Here is a 17,401-nt window from a genome sequence, read left to right as displayed (position 1 = left end):
CTCTAGAGGGTGATGAGGGGCTCGGGCTGTCCGGCAATGTCGAGCGCGATGGCGAAAACGCCACCGGCGACCTTTTCTTCTGCCAGTTGCTCGGCGCTGAGCGTCTTGTTGGCCGTGGTCAAGAACAGCGTCTTGAGCTCCGGTCCGCCGAATGCCGGGCAGCTGACCTGGCTGACCGGCACCTCGATGATGCGATCGACCGTGCCGTCGGGCGCATGACGCACGACGCAATTTCCGCCCCATTTGGCGTTCCACAGATAGCCCTCGCTATCCACAACGGCACCATCGGGGAAACCCCGGCCATCCGCAACATCCGCGAACAGCGACCACTCACCTATCGGCATACCCGTCGCCGGATCGGTTGGGCATTGCAGGATCTGCTTGGTCGGCGTGTCGGTCCAATAGGCGATACGGCCATCGGGCGAAAAACAGGTGGCATTGGGCACCTTGGCCGCGCGGCGAATGACGCTGAGCTTGCCCGCGCGGTAGTGATAAACCGTCCCTTCGGCCGCGTCCTCGTCCTTGCGCATCGTGCCGATCCAGAACGCCCCGGACGGATGTACGCGGCTGTCATTGGTGCGGGTCAGCCCATTGTCCGCCTCGATCGGCACGATGAGGCTCACGGCGCCGGTCAATAGGTTGTACCGCTTGAGCCCGGTTTCGGTGGCGATCGCCAGATTGTCCGCGTCGATCACCGCTGCGGCCGCGACGATCTCGTCGAACGACCAGATCTGCGCCACTGCGCCGTCCGCCTCAGCGGCGAACAGCTTCCTGTTGTTGATATCGAAAAAGAACACCTGCTGCCGCAACGGATGCCAGAACGGGCCTTCACCCAAGGCACATTGGCTGTCGATCAAAAGCTCGGCCGTTTGGTTCATTGCGCTGTGCCCTTGTCATAGGCAGCAACGGCCAAACCTGCGTGCTCGACGATCTGCGCCATTTCCACGCCCGGCTTGTAGAGATAAGTCCCTAGCCCGAAGCCGATGCAGCCTGCGGCGAAGAACTCGGAAAAATTGTCCGGATTGGCGCCACCCACCGCATAAAGCGGCATGTCCGGCGGCAGCACTGCCTTGATCGCCTTGATACCCTTTGGCCCCAGCACTTCGGCGGGAAAAAACTTGAGCCCGGTCGCGCCCGCCCTGATGGCGCGGAACGCTTCGCTGGGCGTGAACACCCCCGGATAGGAGGCCAGCTGGATCCGCACCGTCTCCTCGATCACCGACTTATTGGTATCGGGTGAAACGATGAACGTGCCTCCGGCATCGGCCACGGCCCAGACCTGTTTTTTGGTCAGCACCGTGCCGGCGCCGATCATGGCGTCATCACCGAACGTGTTGGACGCCAGGGAAATGCTGTTCAGCGCATCGGGCGAGTTGAGCGGCACCTCGATCATGGTGATCCCGGCATCGATCAGCGCCTTGCAGACGTCCACGGTTTCGGGCGGGGTAATGCCCCGCAGGATGGCAATGATATGGCGAGGAGTGTGCATGATGTCCGTCCGCTAATTGGAGAATTGCCGCGCTGCCTTGAGCCCCGCCAGCACGGCCTCGGTCGCGTCCACCAGACGTGAACGCACCCCGATCCGGTCCAACGCCTGCCCATAGAGGCCGCACAGGGCGGCCGAGCCGATGAGCGGCACTTCCGCATCGCCGATCCAAACGCGATTGGCGCCGATTTCGCTCCCGATAAGCAGGCCCGACAGATAGCCCGCGCACCAGTCCGGCTGGCGCCCCGACAGCAGCGAGCCGGCCCGCACCTCGAACAACTCGCCCAAAAGGCGCTCGGGATGATCCAGCCCCGCCTGCACGCCGACGGCAAAACCCTCGCCGCGCCCCGGCCCTTCGAGATCGCCGTCGAGCGAATGCCGCAGCACCGAATGGGTGCGCAGCACCTCGAACAACTCGCCCGTCATCGCCGTGGCAAAACGCTCGATATGAGTGCCGGAAAGCTGCGCCCATTTCGAATGCGTTCCCGGCATGCACACGACGCCCGAGAACCCCGGATTAAGCGCGGCCAGCCCGAGGAGCTGGGTTTCCTCGCCCCGCATGACGTTGTCGGACCCGGCCATTTTCTGGCACACGCCCGGAAGAATTGTCGGTCGGAACCGCGCGTCGGGCATCTCGGGATGCACGGCGCCATCCAGCAGCGCCCGCAGATCGGTCGGCGCCTGCAGATACGGTGCTTCCAGCCAGCCTTGGCGCGCACCGGCCATGCCGCAGATCAACACGCTGATCGGCCGGCCGGCCGGCCCCTCGACATCCGCCAGCAATTCGGTAAGCGCCCCCGCAAACTGCTCGCGCGCCAGCTTGCCCATGCCGTTCGGCGACGTTTTCGCGAACGCTATGCCGCCTGTGTCGTCGATCCCCCAGGCCCGAAGGTTGGAAGTGCCCCAATCGACCGCAACCCAATCTACTGAACTGTTCACGAAACCCTCTATGACGACACCGTTATGGCGGCGCGACCCTAGTCGCAGATCGTCGTTTCAACCAGCCCATTTGCACGGACCGTCCGGGCAGATGATCCGGCCCGCGCCGCCTCGTCCCCTCGTGGGGTAAGCACGTCAGGGCGTCCAGCAAGAAATGACCGCCGATTGGGCCTGCCCCGCCATTAGTATGATTTTTTCGCGGAATAGCGTTCACACTGGCCCCAGCCATGTTAAAACGGCTCAAACGAGCGGCGCCGGATTGCCGCACGGATCATTAAGGACAATCAACATGACTGCAGGTAACGGCGGCAGTGCGGCTCCCAAGAAATTGCGTTCGCGCGCCTGGTTCGACAACCCCGACAATCCCGATATGACGGCGCTTTATCTCGAACGCTACATGAATTTCGGCGTGTCGCGCGAAGAACTGCAGTCCGACAAGCCCATCATCGGCATTGCCCAGACCGGCTCGGACCTGTCGCCCTGCAACCGGCATCATATCGTCCTGGCCGAACGCGTCCGCGAGGGCATCCGCGAAGCCGGCGGCATCGCCATCGAGTTTCCGGTGCATCCGATTCAGGAAACCGGCAAGCGCCCGACCGCGGGCCTTGACCGCAATCTCGCCTATCTGGGCCTCGTCGAGGTTCTCTACGGCTACCCGCTCGACGGCGTGGTCCTGACCATCGGTTGCGACAAGACCACTCCGGCCATGCTGATGGGCGCCGCCACCGTCAATATCCCCGCCATCGCGCTATCGGTCGGCCCCATGCTCAATGGCTGGCACAAGGGCGAGCGCACCGGCTCCGGTACCATCGTGTGGAAGGCCCGCCAGATGATGGCGGCCGGCGAAATCGATTACGCCAAGTTCATCGAACTGGTCGCGTCCTCGGCCCCGTCGACCGGCTATTGCAACACCATGGGCACCGCCTCGACCATGAATTCGTTGGCCGAATCGCTGGGCATGCAGCTTCCGGGATCCGCGGCAATTCCCGCGCCGTATCGCGATCGTCAGGAAATGGCTTATCGCACCGGCAAGCGCATCGTCGACATGGTGCACGAGGACCTCAAGCCCTCCGACATCCTGACCAAGGACAATTTCATCAACACCATCGTGGTCAACTCCGCCATCGGCGGCTCGACCAACGCGCCCATCCACATCCAGGCCATTGCCAAGCATATCGGCGTCGAACTCGAACTACAGGATTTCCAGACCTATGGCCACAAGGTGCCGCTGCTGGTCAATCTGCAGCCCGCCGGCGAATATCTGGGCGAGGATTACTACCACGCCGGCGGCGTTCCGGCCGTCGTCAACGAATTGATGAGCCAGGGCCTCATCCGCGAGAACGCGCCCACAGCCAATGGCAAGACCATCGGCGAAAATTGCCGCAACACCCCGATCCAGGACGAAAAGGTCATCCGCCGCTTCGACAACCCGCTCAAGACCGAAGCCGGTTTCCTGGTCCTGCGCGGCAATTTGTTCGACAACGCCATCATGAAGACCAGCGTGATCTCGACCGAATTCCGTGATCGCTATCTCGCCAATCCGGCCAGCCCCGGTGCCTTCGAGGGCAAGGCCGTGGTGTTTGACGGTCCCGAGGACTACCACCACCGCATCGATGATCCGGCTCTCGAAATCGACGAGCACACCTTACTGTTCATGCGTGGCGCCGGCCCGATCGGCTATCCGGGTGCGGCCGAAGTCGTCAACATGCGCCCGCCCGCATACCTCATCAAGCAGGGCATCACCGCTCTCGCCTGCATCGGCGATGGCCGCCAGTCGGGTACGTCCGGCTCGCCTTCCATCCTCAATGCTTCCCCCGAGGCAGCAGCAGGCGGTAACCTCGCAATCCTGCGCACCGGCGATCGCGTCCGCATCGATCTCAATGTGGGTCAGGCCAATATCCTGATTTCCGACGCCGAAATCGCGAAGCGCCGCGCCGATCTGGAATCCATGGGCGGCTATAAATTCCCCAAGCACCAGACCCCCTGGCAGGAAATCCAGCGCGGCATCGTCGGCCAGCTCGGCGACGGCGCCATCCTCAAGCCCGCCGAAAAATACCAGCGCATCGCCCAGACCAACGGCATCCCGCGCGACAATCACTAGTCAGAACGCCAACCGAAAAACAACGGGCCCGCCAAATTGGCGGGCCTTTTTTCGCCTAGGTGGCAGTGGCGTATTTCGGTGAACGCAGACGACCCCCACCTCGGTTCAAAAGCCCGATCAACACCGACGCTCGATACCTCAAAGGCTGCGATTGCATCTGCCAACGCGATCAAGGCAAAGCGCTCAAATGCTCATGCACGATCTGCCAGCCGGTCCTGCCGTCGCGAACCACCGAGGTCCCTCGGCCCTGGCCCGATCGCTCCACCCCGCCGATCGTGGCTCGCCAGCAATACCCATAGATACATGAGGCGGCCGCGCTACCAACGGCCAGCCATTGTAGATCTTCCAGCCAGTAGGTTTCGTTCTCGAACCGTTTCCACGTCGCTTCGAACGCCGCCCGGATCGAGGCCAACCCAACATGCGAGCCATCGCCAAACCAGAACACCGCATTGTCGGCGATCAGGGCTGCCAGCCGGTCGAAGTCATGGCCGTTAATACGCGCGCGATAGAGCGCCATGACCTCTTCGGCACTATCGGCCATTTGGATGCCTCCGCCGCACCGCTAGCTCTGCGCGGCAGTATCGATCGTCACCCAGCGCCCGCCGGCATCGCATTGCAGCAGCAAGCTGTCATTGTTGCGAATACCCACGATAGCGCCCGCCGAGGACAACTTACCCTCGAGCAGGCACCCGGCCACGGGCGTCGCGGCCTCGGCCTTCGTCCATCCGCTTCCGGCTTTGCATACCGCGGTCCCGTCACCGGCGCTGATCGCCATGCCTGCCGAAAACGTGATGTTTCCCACCCAGCATCGTGTCTCACTGGCGCTTGCTTCCTGGGCAAATGCCGGCGCCTGTGGCAGCATAAGAAGTCCAACCAGAATCAGGGCAAAACGCATCAATATTTCCTCAGCAGCCCGACAAGCCGTCCCTGCACCTTGACCCTATCGGGCCCGAAAATTCGCGTCTCGTAAGCCGGATTGGCCGCCTCGAGCGCAATGGTATTGCCCTTGCGGCGCAGGCGCTTCAGCGTCGCCTCCTCATCATCGACCAGCGCCACGATGATCTCGCCGGTCCCTGCCGAATCCTGCTTGCGGATCAGCACGGTGTCTCCATCGAAAATTCCCGCCTCGATCATCGAGTCGCCGCGCACCTCCAGCGCGAAATGCTCGCCCGCGCCCAGCATTTCGGGCGGCACCGAGATGGTGTGCGAATGGCTCTGGATGGCCTCGATCGGCGTGCCGGCCGCAATCCGCCCCATTACCGGAATCGACACCGGCCGGGCATAATCCTCCACCGTGCCGCGCATCGGCGGTGCCGCCACGCGTCCCAGGTTGCCCTCGATCACGCTTGGCTCGAACCGCGACTTGCGCCCACCCAGCGACGGGTTCATCGAGTCGGGCAGCTTGACCACTTCCAGCGCCCGGGCTCGATTGGGCAAGCGCCGGATGAAGCCGCGCTCCTCCAGCGCCGTGATTAGCCGGTGGATGCCCGACTTGGACGCCAGGTCAAGCGCGTCTTTCATTTCGTCGAACGAGGGCGGGATACCGCTTTCCTTCATCCGTTCATGAATGAACATCAGCAGTTCGTGTTGTTTGCGCGTGAGCATTGGGCCCCTCGGTCGGGAATCGGAACAAAGACTGAACGAGCATACGTGTTCCAGTTATGTTCTGCAATATCCCACAGGCGCGACCAGTTAAATTTAGTCGGGCAAGCAAATCGACTGCCTGTGTCCTTGCCGGACTTGCCTAGAACTGCCCGATACTGATTGCGTCCACCATCGTCCCCGTCGCTTGGCCGGGGTCGTGCTCGGGCTGCACGATCAGCATGTCGGCCTGCGCCAGCGACGATGTATGCCCGCTATCCACTTCCGCTATGGGCCGCAGGGCCGTCCCGGTCTCCTCGTGCACCAGTTGGGCGCGCATGAAATGGCGCCGGACGCTGTTCGGCGGCGTAGGCGCCGCCAGCGGCAGGCGCCAATACCGCCCCGGCGCCGCGCCTGCGCCCAGCCACAGCCGCAATGCCGGCTTGATGAACACCACTGCGGTCACTAGCGCCGAAACCGGATTGCCCGGCAAGCCGAACACCAGCGTCTTGCCGCGCGTGCCGAACATCAGCGGCTTGCCCGGCCGCATATTGATGCGCCAGAAATCCAGCGTCACGCCGAGCGCCACCAGCACGTCCTGGACGATATCATGATCCCCGACGCTGGCTCCCCCGGTCGTGACCACGATATCGGGTTCATCCGCGAACATGTCGCGCAGCCGCGCCGTCAGCCCGGCGCGATCGTCCCCGGCAATCCCATGATCGACGATCCTGCCATAAGGCGCGAGCAGGGGCCCAAGCCCATAGCTGTTGGACGCCACGATCTGGTCCGCGCCAAGCCTGCTGCCCGGCGGCACGAGTTCGTCCCCGGTCGCCAAGAGCGCAATGACCGGCTGTCGGCCCACCATAAGCGTCGGCACGTTTGCCGCCGCCGCCACCGCCAGGTGCAGGCCATTGAGCCGCGTGCCGGGCTCAACCAGCGTCTGCCCAACGGCAAAATCACTGCCCATTGGCCTTATGCTGCGTCCCGGCTGCGGCTGTTCGGCAAACCGGACATGCTGCCCGTTGACGCTCGCCAGTTCCTGCATGATCACCGCATCCGCCCCCTGGGGAACCGGCGCGCCGGTAAAGATGCGCACGCATTCCCCAGCGCCCATCACCCCGGCAAAACCCGCCCCGGCCTGCGACATGCCGATTATGCGCAGGCTGGCGCCCGGCGCCGCGTCCCGCGCCCGCACAGCGTAACCGTCCATCGCGCTGGCGTTGAACGGCGGCTGGTCATGGCTGGCCACCATCGCTTCGGCCAGAACGCGGCCGGCTGCCTGGGGCAGGGCGACGCGCTCGGTCTGCATCGGTGGCACGCGCTGCAAAATCTTGGTGATCGCATGCTCGACCGGCAACAGGCTCATGGTGCACGCACGAAATCGCCGGACTTGCCGCCCGATTTTTCCAGTACGCAGAGATCTGTGATGGTCATGGCCCGATCGATTGCCTTGGCCATGTCGTACAGCGTCAGCGCTGCGGTGGACGCGGCAATCAGCGCTTCCATTTCCACGCCGGTTTGCGCCAGCGTTTCCGCGCTCGCCCGGACAACGATCGTCGTTGCGGTTTCGGCCACGATATCGACCTCGACCCTGGTCAAGGCAATCGCATGGCAGAGCGGGATCAGTTCGGCGGTCTTTTTGGCCGCCATGATGCCGGCGATCCGGGCGATCGCCAGCGCATCGCCCTTTTTGAGCGCGCCACCCATGATGGCGATGACGGTGTCCGCCTGGGCGGTGATCCGCGCCTGCGCCACCGCCCGCCGCCGGGTCACCGGCTTGTCGGCAATGTCAACGATGTGAGCCTCGCCCCTGGCGTTGAGATGGGTCAGCCCGCTTGCCGCCATCAGTGCACGCCCTGCAGGCCCATCAGCAAGGCCCGTGTGGCGGCGACAACGTCGTCCTGCCGCATCAGGCTTTCTCCGACGAGAAAGGTGCCGATGCCCGCTGTCTGGTCCAGCCGGCGCACATGCTCATGGGTCATGATGCCGCTTTCGCTGACCAGCTCCGTGCCGGCCGGAACGCCGCTGGCAAGATCGATGGACGTCTCCAGCCTGGTCTCGAAGGTGCGCAGATTGCGATTGTTGATGCCGATGAACGCCGCGTCGAGCGCCAGCGCCCGGTCCAGCTCGAGCTGGTCATGCACTTCCACCAACGCGTCCATGTGCCATTCCTCGGCCGCATCGAGCAGGTAGCGGGCAACGTCGTCGCCCACGGCAGCCAGGATGATCAGGATGCAGTCGGCGCCCCAGGCCCGCGCTTCGGCAACCTGGTAGGTTTCGAACAGGAAGTCCTTGCGCAAGACCGGCAGTTGCGTCGCCGCGCGCGCTTCGATCAGATAGCTGGGCGATCCCTGGAACGACGGCCGGTCCGTCAGGACCGACAGGCACGCGGCGCCGCCGGTTTCATAGGCCCGCGCAATCTCGGCCGGATTGAAATCCGCGCGGATCAGCCCCTTGGAGGGGCTGGCCTTCTTGACCTCGGCGATCAGCGCGTATTGCCCTGCCGCCCGCTTGGCCTTGATCGCCCGCAAGAACCCGCGCGGCGCCGGCTGGTCATGGGCTTCAGCCACCACTTCCGCCCAGGGCCGCATCGCTTTGGCCGCGGCGATTTCCTCGCGTTTATAGGCTTCGATCTGCTTGAGAATATCAGTCATGGCTTTGCCCGTTGGACACCGCGACCAGCCGCGCCAGCGTCTGCCGCGCCTTGCCGCTGTCGATGATGGATGCGGCAATGTCGGCGCCGCTCCGAAGGTCCGGCGCTGCCTCCGCCACGATCAGCGCCGCCGCCGAATTGAGCAGCACAATGTCGCGATAGGCCCCGGGCGCGCCCTCGAACAGCGCCCGCATCGCCGCCGCGTTGTACGCCGGATCGCCCCCCAGCAAATCCTTGGGGTCGCTGCGCTTGAGCCCGGCATGCTCGGGCAAAACCTCGAAACTGCGCAGATCGCCGCCCGCGATCTGGGCCACAAAGCTCGGCCCCGTGGTGGTCAGCTCGTCCAGCCCGTCGCTGCCATGAAACACCCAGGCCTTGACGGCGCGGTTGGCCAGCAGCGCCGCCGCGACCGGCTCCACCCACTCCTGCGCATAAACCCCCAGCACATAGCGCCGCACGCCGGCAGGGTTCGCCTGTGGCCCTAAAAGATTGAACATGGTCCGCACGCCCATTTCGGCCCGCGACGGTCCCACATGGCGCATCGCCGGATGGTGCGACGGCGCGAACATGAAGCCGATGCCGGCCTCCTTGATGCAGCGCGAAATCTCGGCCGGCGTCAGGTCCAGCCGCACCCCCAGCGCCTCGAGCACCTGCGATGCGCCCGATTTGGACGACAGCGCCCGATTGCCGTGCTTGGCCACCGGCACCCCGGCCGCCGCGACGACGATCGCGCTTGCCGTCGAAATATTGAGCGTGCCGCCCCCATCGCCGCCGGTACCAACGATATCGATCGCGTGTTCGGGCGCTTCCACCACCACCATCTTCTCGCGCAGGATCGATACGGCTGCTGCGATTTCGCCAACCGTCTCGCCCTTGACCCGCATGCCCATCAGAAAGGCGCCGATCTGGCTCGGCGTCGCGCCGCCCTCCATGATCGTGCTCATGGCACCGCGCATTTCCTCGCCCGTGAGGTCCCGATTGGCCGCGATCTTGTGCAAGGCCGCTTTTAAGTCCATCAGGCGGCTTTCTTCTGGTTGAAATCGCGCGCCAGGTTCAAAAAATTCTGCAGCAGCGCGTGACCGTTTTCCGAGGCGATGCTTTCGGGATGAAATTGCACCCCATGCACTGGCAGGCTCGTGTGCTGCATGCCCATGATCAGCCCGTCATCGGTCGTCGCCGTCACCTCGAGGGTCTCGGGAAGCGTGTCGGGTTTGACGATCAGCGAATGATAGCGCGTGGCCTCGAACCCCGAATTGAGGCCGCGAAACAGGCCCCGGCCCGTGTGGTTGATCTTGCTGGTCTTGCCGTGCACCAGGTGCGGCGCGCGGATCACGTCGCCACCCAGCGCCTGGCCGATCGCCTGGTGGCCCAGGCACACGCCCAGAATCGGCGTTTGGCTCTTGAACCGCTCGATCAGCGCGAGGCAAATGCCCGCTTCGTTCGGCGTACAGGGCCCGGGCGACAGCACGATCGCGTCCGGCGCCATCGCCCCAATCTCATCCAGCGTGATCTTGTCGTTGCGCACCACGGCTATATCCGCCCCTAGCTCACCCAGAAAGTGCACCAGGTTGTAGGTAAAGCTGTCGTAGTTATCGATGACGAGTGTTCTGGTCATTCTGGGGTCCCGGACCTCGTGGTGCAACGCACTATTGCCCGATCCGGGCTTCGCCGGCATAGCGTAACGCTTCCTCGGCGGCGCTGAAAAGGGCGCGCGCCTTGTTTTCGCACTCCATCTGCTCTAGCGCCGGCTGGCTGTCCGCCACGATGCCCGCGCCGGCCTGCACATAAAGCATGCCGTCCTTGAGGATGGCCGTGCGCAGCACGATGCAGGTGTCCATCGTTCCATCCGCCCCAAAATACCCAACGCACCCGCCATAAATCCCGCGCCGCGACGTCTCCAGTTCGTCGATGATTTCCATCGCCCGCACTTTTGGCGCGCCGGACACCGTGCCCGCCGGAAACCCGGCCGATAAGGCATCGACGAAATCATACTTGGGATCCAGCACGCCCACCACGTTGGAAACGATGTGCATGACATGGGAATAGTATTCGAGGAAGAACTTGTCGGTGACCTTGACCGTGCCGATCTTGGCGACCCGCCCCACATCGTTGCGGCCCAGGTCGAGCAGCATCAGGTGTTCGGCTAATTCCTTGGGGTCGGCGAGCAGTTCGGCCGCCAGTTCCTGATCGCGCGTCGGCGTCGCGCCCCGCTTGCGGGTGCCCGCGATGGGCCGAATGGTGACGTCCCCGTCCTGCACCTTGACCAGGATTTCCGGGCTTGACCCGGCCACCGAGAACCGCCCGAAATCAAGGAAATACATGTAGGGCGAGGGATTGGTCCGGCGCAGCGCCCGATACAGCGCCGTCGGCGGCAAGGTAAATTCCGCTTCGAACCGCTGGCTCAGCACCACCTGAAAAATATCGCCGGCCGTGATGTAGTCCTTCGCCTTCCCCACCATGCCCGCATATTGCTCTTTGCTCGTATTGCTGGTCACCGCGATGGTTTCCAGGTCCGGCAGGGCAGGGGTGGTCGGCAAGGCCTGGCCCAGCCGCCGAATCGCGTCCTCGATGTGGCTTTGCGCCGCTTCATGGGCCTGTCGCGCCGAAACGCCCTGGCGCACATAGACCGGCGCGGTCAGATACAGTTCGTCCTTGAGCGTATCGAAGATCGCCAGCATCGCCGGCCGCATCAGCATGGCCTCGGGCAGGTCTAGATGATCCGGATTGCTGTCGGGCAGCACCTCCATGTAGCGGACCATCTCATAGCCCAAAAACCCGTAGATCCCCGCCGATTGTGGCGGCAGGCCGGGCGGCACTTCGATCTTGGAGCCGGCGACCAGCATGCGCAGCGCATCCAGCGGCGCCTCCGCGACCGGCTCGAACTGCTCGGCATCGAGATGGGCGGCGCGGTTGATTAGGGCCTGCCCATGCTCGACCTTGAGGATGACGTCCGGCTCCAGCCCGACGATCGAATAACGGCCGCGGATCGCCCCGTCTTGCACTGATTCCAGCAGGAACGTATTCGTGCGCCCTGCCGCCAGCTTCATATAGGTGCCGATCGGCGTTTCGAGGTCGGCGACGACGCGGCGCCATACGATCTGGGACTTGCCAGCATCGTATTGCTCCGCGAAACGCTGATAGCCCTCGTCGTCCATGGCCGCTGTCCGATTGATGTTACTGGGCAGCGCCCGCCGCCAGAAGCTGCGTCAGCGCTTGCTGGTTGATGCGCAGCCCAGCCTCGTCGCGCACCGCGCTGACGAAGTCGCCATAGATGCCGATGCGCGCTTCATTGTCGAGCGAGGCATTCGCCTGTGTCTGGAGCGGCCCTTCGGCCGGCGTCACCGCGCTGACCTGGAAAACGATATGGTCGCCCTCCCCATTGACCGCCGAGCCATGATGCTCAGGCCCGCCCGCGAACACCGCCGACGCCACTTGGCCATCGATCGCCGTATCCGCCGCCCCGAACCGGTTGAACGGCAGGCTGGCTTGCGGCACGAGGCTCAGCGACGCCGCCACATCGATCAGCGACTGGCCCGCATCCATCTGCTTGACGATGGAATCCGTCTCGGCGACCACCGCATCGTTGACCTTTTCGGTCGTCCAGGCCGTGCTGACCGCGTCGCGTACTTCGTCCAGCGTCTGGTCGCGCGCCAGGTCGATCTTTTCCAGGTCGAACCACACATTGGCATTGCCAGCCAGCGTGATCGCCGGGGTCAGCTTGCCTTGCTCCGCCTTGAAAATCGCCTGCACTGCCTTGGGCCGGTCCGCCTCGGCCAGCACCGGCAATACAGCCAGTTCGGCCCCGCTCTGGGTCACCGAAGCCTCGTAGAGCTGCAGCCCGAACCGGCCGGCGATTTCGCTGAGCGGCTGGAATGCGGCGCGCAATTCCTCGACCTGGTCGAGCACGTCGGCAATCTCGGCCTTGGCCTGGGTCAGCGCCAGGGCCTGGGCAACCTCGTCATGCGCCTCGGCCAGCGTCTTGGTATGCCCCGCCTCGATCGCCGAAACGTGGATCGCCCGCTTGCCCGTCACCCCGTCGATCACGCCATAGCCGTCCTGGGCCAGGCCGAACGCCGCCGTCGCGAGGTTGGCGTCGGTGATCTCGCGCTGCGCCAGCGTGCCGATATCGGTTGGCACCAGCCCGTTTTCCGCAACCAGCGCCGCAAAGGTCTTGCCCGCCGCCGCGCCGCCCTCGAATGCCGTAACCTGCTCGGGCGTCGCCAACACCACCTGCTGGATGGTCCGGCGCTCCAGCGTGGTCATGCCGGTCTTGGTGCGCTCATATTCGGCCACGATCGCGTCTTCGGAAATGGTCTTGGTCGCCGCCAGCGTTTCGGGCGACAGGGCCAGCAACTGCACGGTGCGGGTTTCCAAGGTGCGAAACTCGCCCTGGTGGGCGCCAAGATAGGTGCTGAGCTCGGCATCGGTCGGCGGCGCCGGCGTGGCCACGCTGTTTTCGCCCACGATGATGTAGTCGATGGTGCGCTGGTCGGCGGCATAGCGGTTGACCAGGCTCGACGCCGCCTTGGGCAGCGTGATGTCTCCAAACAGCGACTGGATCAATTGCTGCCGCCGCGCCGACTCCGTCTGGCCGTCGAAATATTCGGCTTCCGTCAGCCCGCTCTGGCGCAACACGGCCTGGAACTGCGTCGGATCAAAATTGCCAAGCGTGCCGGCAAAATTGCTGTCCGTGCGCAGCAGGTCGCCCAGCTTGTTCTCTGAAACGCCGAGGCCAAATCCATCCGCCATCTGGTCGACCGCCGCGTCCTGCGCCAGGTTCTGCAGCACTGCCGAGGGAATGCCCAGGTTCATCGCCTCGTCCGGCGTCGGCACCGAACCGATCTGCTGGGACACCTGGTTGAGCTGCAACTGATAAGCGCGCAGGAAGTCGCGCGACGTGATGTCGACGCCCCCCACCTTGGCCACGTTGTTGGAGCCCAGATCCGTGATCACGTTGTTGATGCCGAAGCCTGCGAGCCCCACCAGCAGGCAGGCGCCCATCACCTTGCCGGGCCAGGATTTTGCAAAGACGCGCAAACTATCGAGCATGTCGGACGTTCCACTACACAATGGTGGCGCGTTCGCCCCGTTGATCGGGCCGGACACGCCGGATTTGAACCGTGGGCTTTACGGCCCACGCGGCGGGATACTAGTAAAGCGTTCCGCGAAAAAGGGGAGACCCTTTTCTAGCCAGAACACGCATGGACAGCCGGGGTTAGGGCAAAGCCCGTTCCGGTGCAAGAGGCAGGAGCTGCAAGAGTGACAACCACAATCACGCCCGTAATCGCAGGAAACTGGAAAATGAACGGCTCGCGGGCCTCGCTTAGCGAGCTGCAGGAACTCGCCGCGCTCTTGACCACCGGCGATGCACCCCGGGCCATGGTCATCATCTGTCCGCCCGCCACCATGCTCCACGCAGTCGCGTCCCAGGGCTCCACCAGCGGCATTCTCGCCGGCGGCCAGGATTGCCATGCCCAGGCCGCCGGAGCCCATACCGGCGATCTTTCCGCCGGCATGCTGGCCGATGCCGGGGCCCAATATGTCATCGTGGGCCATTCCGAACGCCGCGCCGATCACGGCGAGACCGATCCCGCCATCCGCGCCAAGGCCGAAGCCGCCATGGGTGCCGGGCTCAAGCCGATCATCTGCATTGGCGAAACCGAATCGCAACGCGATAGCGGCCATGCCGAAGCCGTTGTCGCCGGCCAGCTCGCCGCATCGGTACCCGACGCCGCTGGGCAGCACGACGTCATCATTGCCTATGAGCCGGTCTGGGCCATCGGCACCGGCCGTACCCCCACCAATGACGAGATCGCCCGCATGCACGACCGCATCCGCGCCCTGCTCGTCGAACGTTTCGGCGATAAGGGTGCCACGACACCGATTCTTTATGGCGGCTCGATTAAGCCCCAGAACGCCCGCGAGATTCTCGCCATCGAAAACGTCAATGGCGGCCTCGTCGGTGGCGCCAGCCTCTTGGCAAAGGACTTCTACACCATTATCTCCGCAGTATGAGCGCATGGCCGGTGCTGAATTTCAGCGCAGGCAGGACCGGCGCGTTGAGATTTAGGTCAGGCGGGCATCACCTGATTATCAATGCGCCGGGGTGGCATTTGTTTGCCGCCGCGTGTATGACGCCCCATCTTTTGACGTACCGAGACCCAAACCCGCATGGCAAACGTCCTGATTGTGGCCTATCTGCTGATCGTCCTGGCGCTGATCGCAGTGATCCTGCTGCAGCGCTCGGAAGGTGGCGCCCTCGGCATGGGCGGCGGTGGCGGCGGCTTCATGACCGCACGCGGTTCGGCCAACCTGCTCACCCGCACCACGGCGATCCTGGCAACCTTGTTTTTCCTCACCGCGATCGGCCTGACCATTCTGAGCGAGTTCGATCGCGGCACCAGCGGCATTCTCGATCGCGCGACCCAGGGCGATGAGGCGGCGCCGACCAGCGTTCTTGACGCCCTCGATGCGCTGCAAGGCGATTCCGATCTGCCTGTTCCCGGCGCCCCGGCAACAGAGACGGCCCCCGCGACCGCGCCCGTGACCACCCAAGCCGTGCCTGCCGCTCCCGATACGGCGCCAGCCGCTACGCCGGCCCCGGCCAGCGACCTGCCGGTCCCGACGACGCCGACGCCCGAGCCTGCCGCCAGCACGCCGGCGGCGACGCCCGAACCGACACCGGCCGCTCCGGCGACCAACTAACCGCCGCAAGGCACGACCAGAGGGGGATGGAAACATCCCCTTCTTCTTTTGTGTAGAGTGGTTCGCCGCTCTGCGAATCAAACCTGATCTATGTAAGGTGAGCGCCCATGGCTCGGTACGTTTTCATCACCGGAGGCGTGGTCTCCTCATTGGGTAAAGGTCTGGCATCGGCGGCGCTCGGCGCCGTGCTGCAGGCGCGCGGCTACAAGGTGCGCCTGCGCAAGCTCGACCCCTACCTCAATGTCGATCCGGGCACCATGTCGCCCACCCAGCACGGCGAGGTCTTCGTTACCGACGACGGCGCTGAAACCGACCTCGACCTGGGCCATTACGAACGCTTCACCGGCCGCTCCGCCAACAAGCGCGACAACATCACCACCGGCCGCATCTACTCCGATATCCTGGCCAAGGAGCGCAAGGGCGACTATCTCGGCGCCACCGTCCAGGTCATCCCGCACGTTACCGACGCCATCAAGAATTTCGTGCTCGAAGGCAATGACGAATTCGATTTCGTTCTGGTCGAAGTGGGCGGTACCGTCGGCGATATCGAAGGCCTGCCGTTCTTCGAGGCCATCCGCCAGCTTGGCAACGACCTGCCGCGCCACCACGCCTGCTATCTCCACCTGACGCTGATGCCCTATATTCCCAGTGCCGGCGAGCTCAAGACCAAGCCGACCCAGCATTCGGTGCGCGAATTGCGCTCCATCGGCATCGCGCCCGACGTGCTGCTGGTGCGTTGCGACCGGCCCATCCCCGATGGCGAGAAGAAAAAGCTGTCGCTGTTCTGCAATGTCCGCGAAAGTTCGGTTATCCAGGGCCTCGACGTGGCCTCCATCTACGATGTGCCCCTGGCCTATCACAAGGAAGGCCTCGATCGCGAAATCCTGGCCGCCTTCGGCATCACCGATGCGCCCGAGCCGGATTTGTCCGCCTGGCGCGAAGTGTCCAACCGCCTCCACAATCCCGAAGGCGAGGTCAACATCGCCATTGTCGGCAAATATACCGGCCTCAAGGATGCCTATAAGTCGCTCTCGGAGGCCCTGGCCCACGGCGGCATCGCCAATCGCGTCAAGGTCAATCTACAGTGGATCGACAGCGAAGTGTTCGAGCGCGACGAACCCGCGCCCTATCTCGAACATGTGCATGGCATTCTGGTCCCCGGCGGCTTTGGCGAACGCGGCTCGGCCGGCAAGATCGAAGCGGCCCGTTTTGCCCGCATCAAGGACGTGCCCTATTTCGGCATCTGCTTCGGCATGCAGATGGCCTGTATCGAGGCCGCCCGCAATATGGCTGGCGTCCGGCACGCCAGTTCCACCGAGTTCGGTCCCACCAGGGAGCCGATCGTCGGCATGATGACCGAATGGCTCAAGGGCAACGACACCGAAACGCGCAAGGACGACGCCGATCTGGGCGGCACCATGCGCCTCGGTGCCTATCCGGCCCAACTGACGCGCGGCTCCCGCGTCGCCGACATCTATGGCACCACCCATATTTCCGAGCGCCATCGCCATCGCTACGAAGTCAACATGGACTACCGCAAGGTGCTCGAAAAGAACGGCCTGCTGTTTTCCGGCGTCTCACCGGACGGCAAGCTGCCCGAAATCGTCGAGCGCACTGACCATCCCTGGTTCATCGGCGTCCAGTTCCACCCCGAACTGAAGTCCAAGCCCTTCGAACCGCATCCCCTGTTCGCATCCTTCATTGCCGCCGCCATCGACCAGAGCCGGCTGGTCTAGGGCAGGGCGCCATGGCCGAGATCGTCAATCTGCGCACCGCGCGCAAGCGCAAGGCGAAGGCGGAGCAGTCTGCCCAGGCTGACCGGAACCGCATCGCTTTCGGCCGCACCAAGGCCGAACGGAACCTGACCAAAGCCAGGTCGGAGCAGGTCGACAAACGCCTCGACGATCACAAACGCGACGATTAGACCGGCGCA

Annotated in this window: 18 protein-coding genes; 5 read left to right on the top strand and 13 right to left on the bottom strand. The window is 64.2% G+C overall.

All coding sequences use genetic code 11. The features are described from left to right. Positions 1 to 2: 2 nt before the first annotated feature. From ACFE8X_RS08100 to ACFE8X_RS08090, 3 genes are read right to left on the bottom strand one after another with little or no spacing between them, the layout of a single operon-like run. Positions 3 to 878 (bottom strand): SMP-30/gluconolactonase/LRE family protein, encoded by an 876-nt coding sequence (locus ACFE8X_RS08100; protein ID WP_375450951.1) that lies wholly within the window; start codon positions 876 to 878, stop codon positions 3 to 5. Then, positions 875 to 1,489 (bottom strand): 2-dehydro-3-deoxy-6-phosphogalactonate aldolase, encoded by a 615-nt coding sequence (locus tag ACFE8X_RS08095; RefSeq protein WP_375450950.1) that lies wholly within the window; start codon positions 1,487 to 1,489, stop codon positions 875 to 877. The genes ACFE8X_RS08100 and ACFE8X_RS08095 overlap by 4 nt, the downstream gene beginning before the upstream one ends. A gap of 12 nt (positions 1,490 to 1,501) precedes the next feature. Then, positions 1,502 to 2,425, bottom strand: a complete 924-nt coding sequence (locus ACFE8X_RS08090) for a 2-dehydro-3-deoxygalactonokinase (protein WP_375450949.1) — start codon at positions 2,423 to 2,425, stop codon at positions 1,502 to 1,504. A 289-nt stretch (positions 2,426 to 2,714) separates the two neighbouring features. On the opposite strand from ACFE8X_RS08090, the gene ACFE8X_RS08085 reads away from it, so the two are divergent. Then, a complete protein-coding gene (locus ACFE8X_RS08085; protein WP_375450948.1) occupies positions 2,715 to 4,526 on the top strand; it encodes an IlvD/Edd family dehydratase in 1,812 nt (603 codons plus the stop codon). A gap of 169 nt (positions 4,527 to 4,695) precedes the next feature. On the opposite strand, the gene ACFE8X_RS08080 is transcribed toward ACFE8X_RS08085, so the two are convergent. From ACFE8X_RS08080 to ACFE8X_RS08035, 10 genes are all read right to left on the bottom strand, one after another. Continuing rightward, positions 4,696 to 5,067, bottom strand: a complete 372-nt coding sequence (locus tag ACFE8X_RS08080) for a YybH family protein (RefSeq protein WP_375450947.1) — start codon at positions 5,065 to 5,067, stop codon at positions 4,696 to 4,698. Between the two features lie 21 nt (positions 5,068 to 5,088). After that, positions 5,089 to 5,421 carry a hypothetical protein gene (locus tag ACFE8X_RS08075; protein WP_375450946.1) on the bottom strand — a complete coding sequence of 111 codons (333 nt, stop codon included), beginning with the start codon at positions 5,419 to 5,421 and terminating at the stop codon, positions 5,089 to 5,091. Next, entirely contained in the window at positions 5,421 to 6,131 is a 711-nt protein-coding gene (gene lexA / locus ACFE8X_RS08070) for a transcriptional repressor LexA (protein WP_375450945.1), read from the bottom strand. Before lexA ends, ACFE8X_RS08075 begins: the two co-directional genes overlap by 1 nt. A gap of 139 nt (positions 6,132 to 6,270) precedes the next feature. After that, entirely contained in the window at positions 6,271 to 7,476 is a 1,206-nt protein-coding gene (gene glp, locus ACFE8X_RS08065; RefSeq protein ID WP_375450944.1) for a gephyrin-like molybdotransferase Glp, read from the bottom strand. Further along, positions 7,473 to 7,955 (bottom strand): cyclic pyranopterin monophosphate synthase MoaC, encoded by a 483-nt coding sequence (moaC, locus tag ACFE8X_RS08060; RefSeq protein WP_375450943.1) that lies wholly within the window; start codon positions 7,953 to 7,955, stop codon positions 7,473 to 7,475. The genes glp and moaC overlap by 4 nt, the downstream gene beginning before the upstream one ends. Then, entirely contained in the window at positions 7,955 to 8,764 is an 810-nt protein-coding gene (gene trpC / locus ACFE8X_RS08055) for an indole-3-glycerol phosphate synthase TrpC (RefSeq protein WP_375450942.1), read from the bottom strand. Before trpC ends, moaC begins: the two co-directional genes overlap by 1 nt. After that, entirely contained in the window at positions 8,757 to 9,782 is a 1,026-nt protein-coding gene (trpD, locus tag ACFE8X_RS08050; RefSeq protein ID WP_375451056.1) for an anthranilate phosphoribosyltransferase, read from the bottom strand. The genes trpC and trpD overlap by 8 nt, the downstream gene beginning before the upstream one ends. Further along, positions 9,779 to 10,378, bottom strand: a complete 600-nt coding sequence (locus ACFE8X_RS08045; RefSeq protein ID WP_375450941.1) for an anthranilate synthase component II — start codon at positions 10,376 to 10,378, stop codon at positions 9,779 to 9,781. The genes trpD and ACFE8X_RS08045 overlap by 4 nt, the downstream gene beginning before the upstream one ends. Before the next feature lie 31 nt (positions 10,379 to 10,409). Further along, positions 10,410 to 11,918, bottom strand: coding sequence for an anthranilate synthase component I (trpE, locus tag ACFE8X_RS08040; RefSeq protein WP_375450940.1), 1,509 nt, complete (start codon positions 11,916 to 11,918; stop codon positions 10,410 to 10,412). Between the two features lie 19 nt (positions 11,919 to 11,937). Further along, positions 11,938 to 13,812, bottom strand: coding sequence for a SurA N-terminal domain-containing protein (locus tag ACFE8X_RS08035; RefSeq protein ID WP_375450939.1), 1,875 nt, complete (start codon positions 13,810 to 13,812; stop codon positions 11,938 to 11,940). A gap of 210 nt (positions 13,813 to 14,022) precedes the next feature. Here ACFE8X_RS08035 and tpiA point away from each other — a divergent pair, with 210 nt between their 5' ends. The 4 genes from tpiA (at position 14,023) to ACFE8X_RS08015 (ending at position 17,392) form a co-directional block, all read left to right on the top strand. Next, on the top strand, positions 14,023 to 14,778 hold the full coding sequence (gene tpiA, locus ACFE8X_RS08030) for a triose-phosphate isomerase (protein WP_375450938.1): 756 nt from the start codon (positions 14,023 to 14,025) through the stop codon (positions 14,776 to 14,778). A gap of 156 nt (positions 14,779 to 14,934) precedes the next feature. After that, complete coding sequence (secG, locus tag ACFE8X_RS08025) at positions 14,935 to 15,468, top strand: preprotein translocase subunit SecG (RefSeq protein WP_375450937.1); 534 nt, start codon at positions 14,935 to 14,937, stop codon at positions 15,466 to 15,468. A 107-nt stretch (positions 15,469 to 15,575) separates the two neighbouring features. Next, positions 15,576 to 17,204: a CTP synthase gene (locus ACFE8X_RS08020; protein WP_375450936.1), complete on the top strand. Its 1,629-nt coding sequence runs from the start codon at positions 15,576 to 15,578 to the stop codon at positions 17,202 to 17,204. 11 nt (positions 17,205 to 17,215) lie between these two features. Continuing rightward, positions 17,216 to 17,392 carry a DUF4169 family protein gene (locus ACFE8X_RS08015; RefSeq protein ID WP_375450935.1) on the top strand — a complete coding sequence of 59 codons (177 nt, stop codon included), beginning with the start codon at positions 17,216 to 17,218 and terminating at the stop codon, positions 17,390 to 17,392. Positions 17,393 to 17,401 lie beyond the last annotated feature (9 nt).

This window comes from uncultured Devosia sp., from assembly GCF_964244875.1.
Lineage (GTDB): Bacteria > Pseudomonadota > Alphaproteobacteria > Rhizobiales > Devosiaceae > Devosia.
The sequence above is the reverse complement of the archived record's forward strand: the minus strand, read 5'-3'. Positions and strand labels throughout refer to the sequence as shown.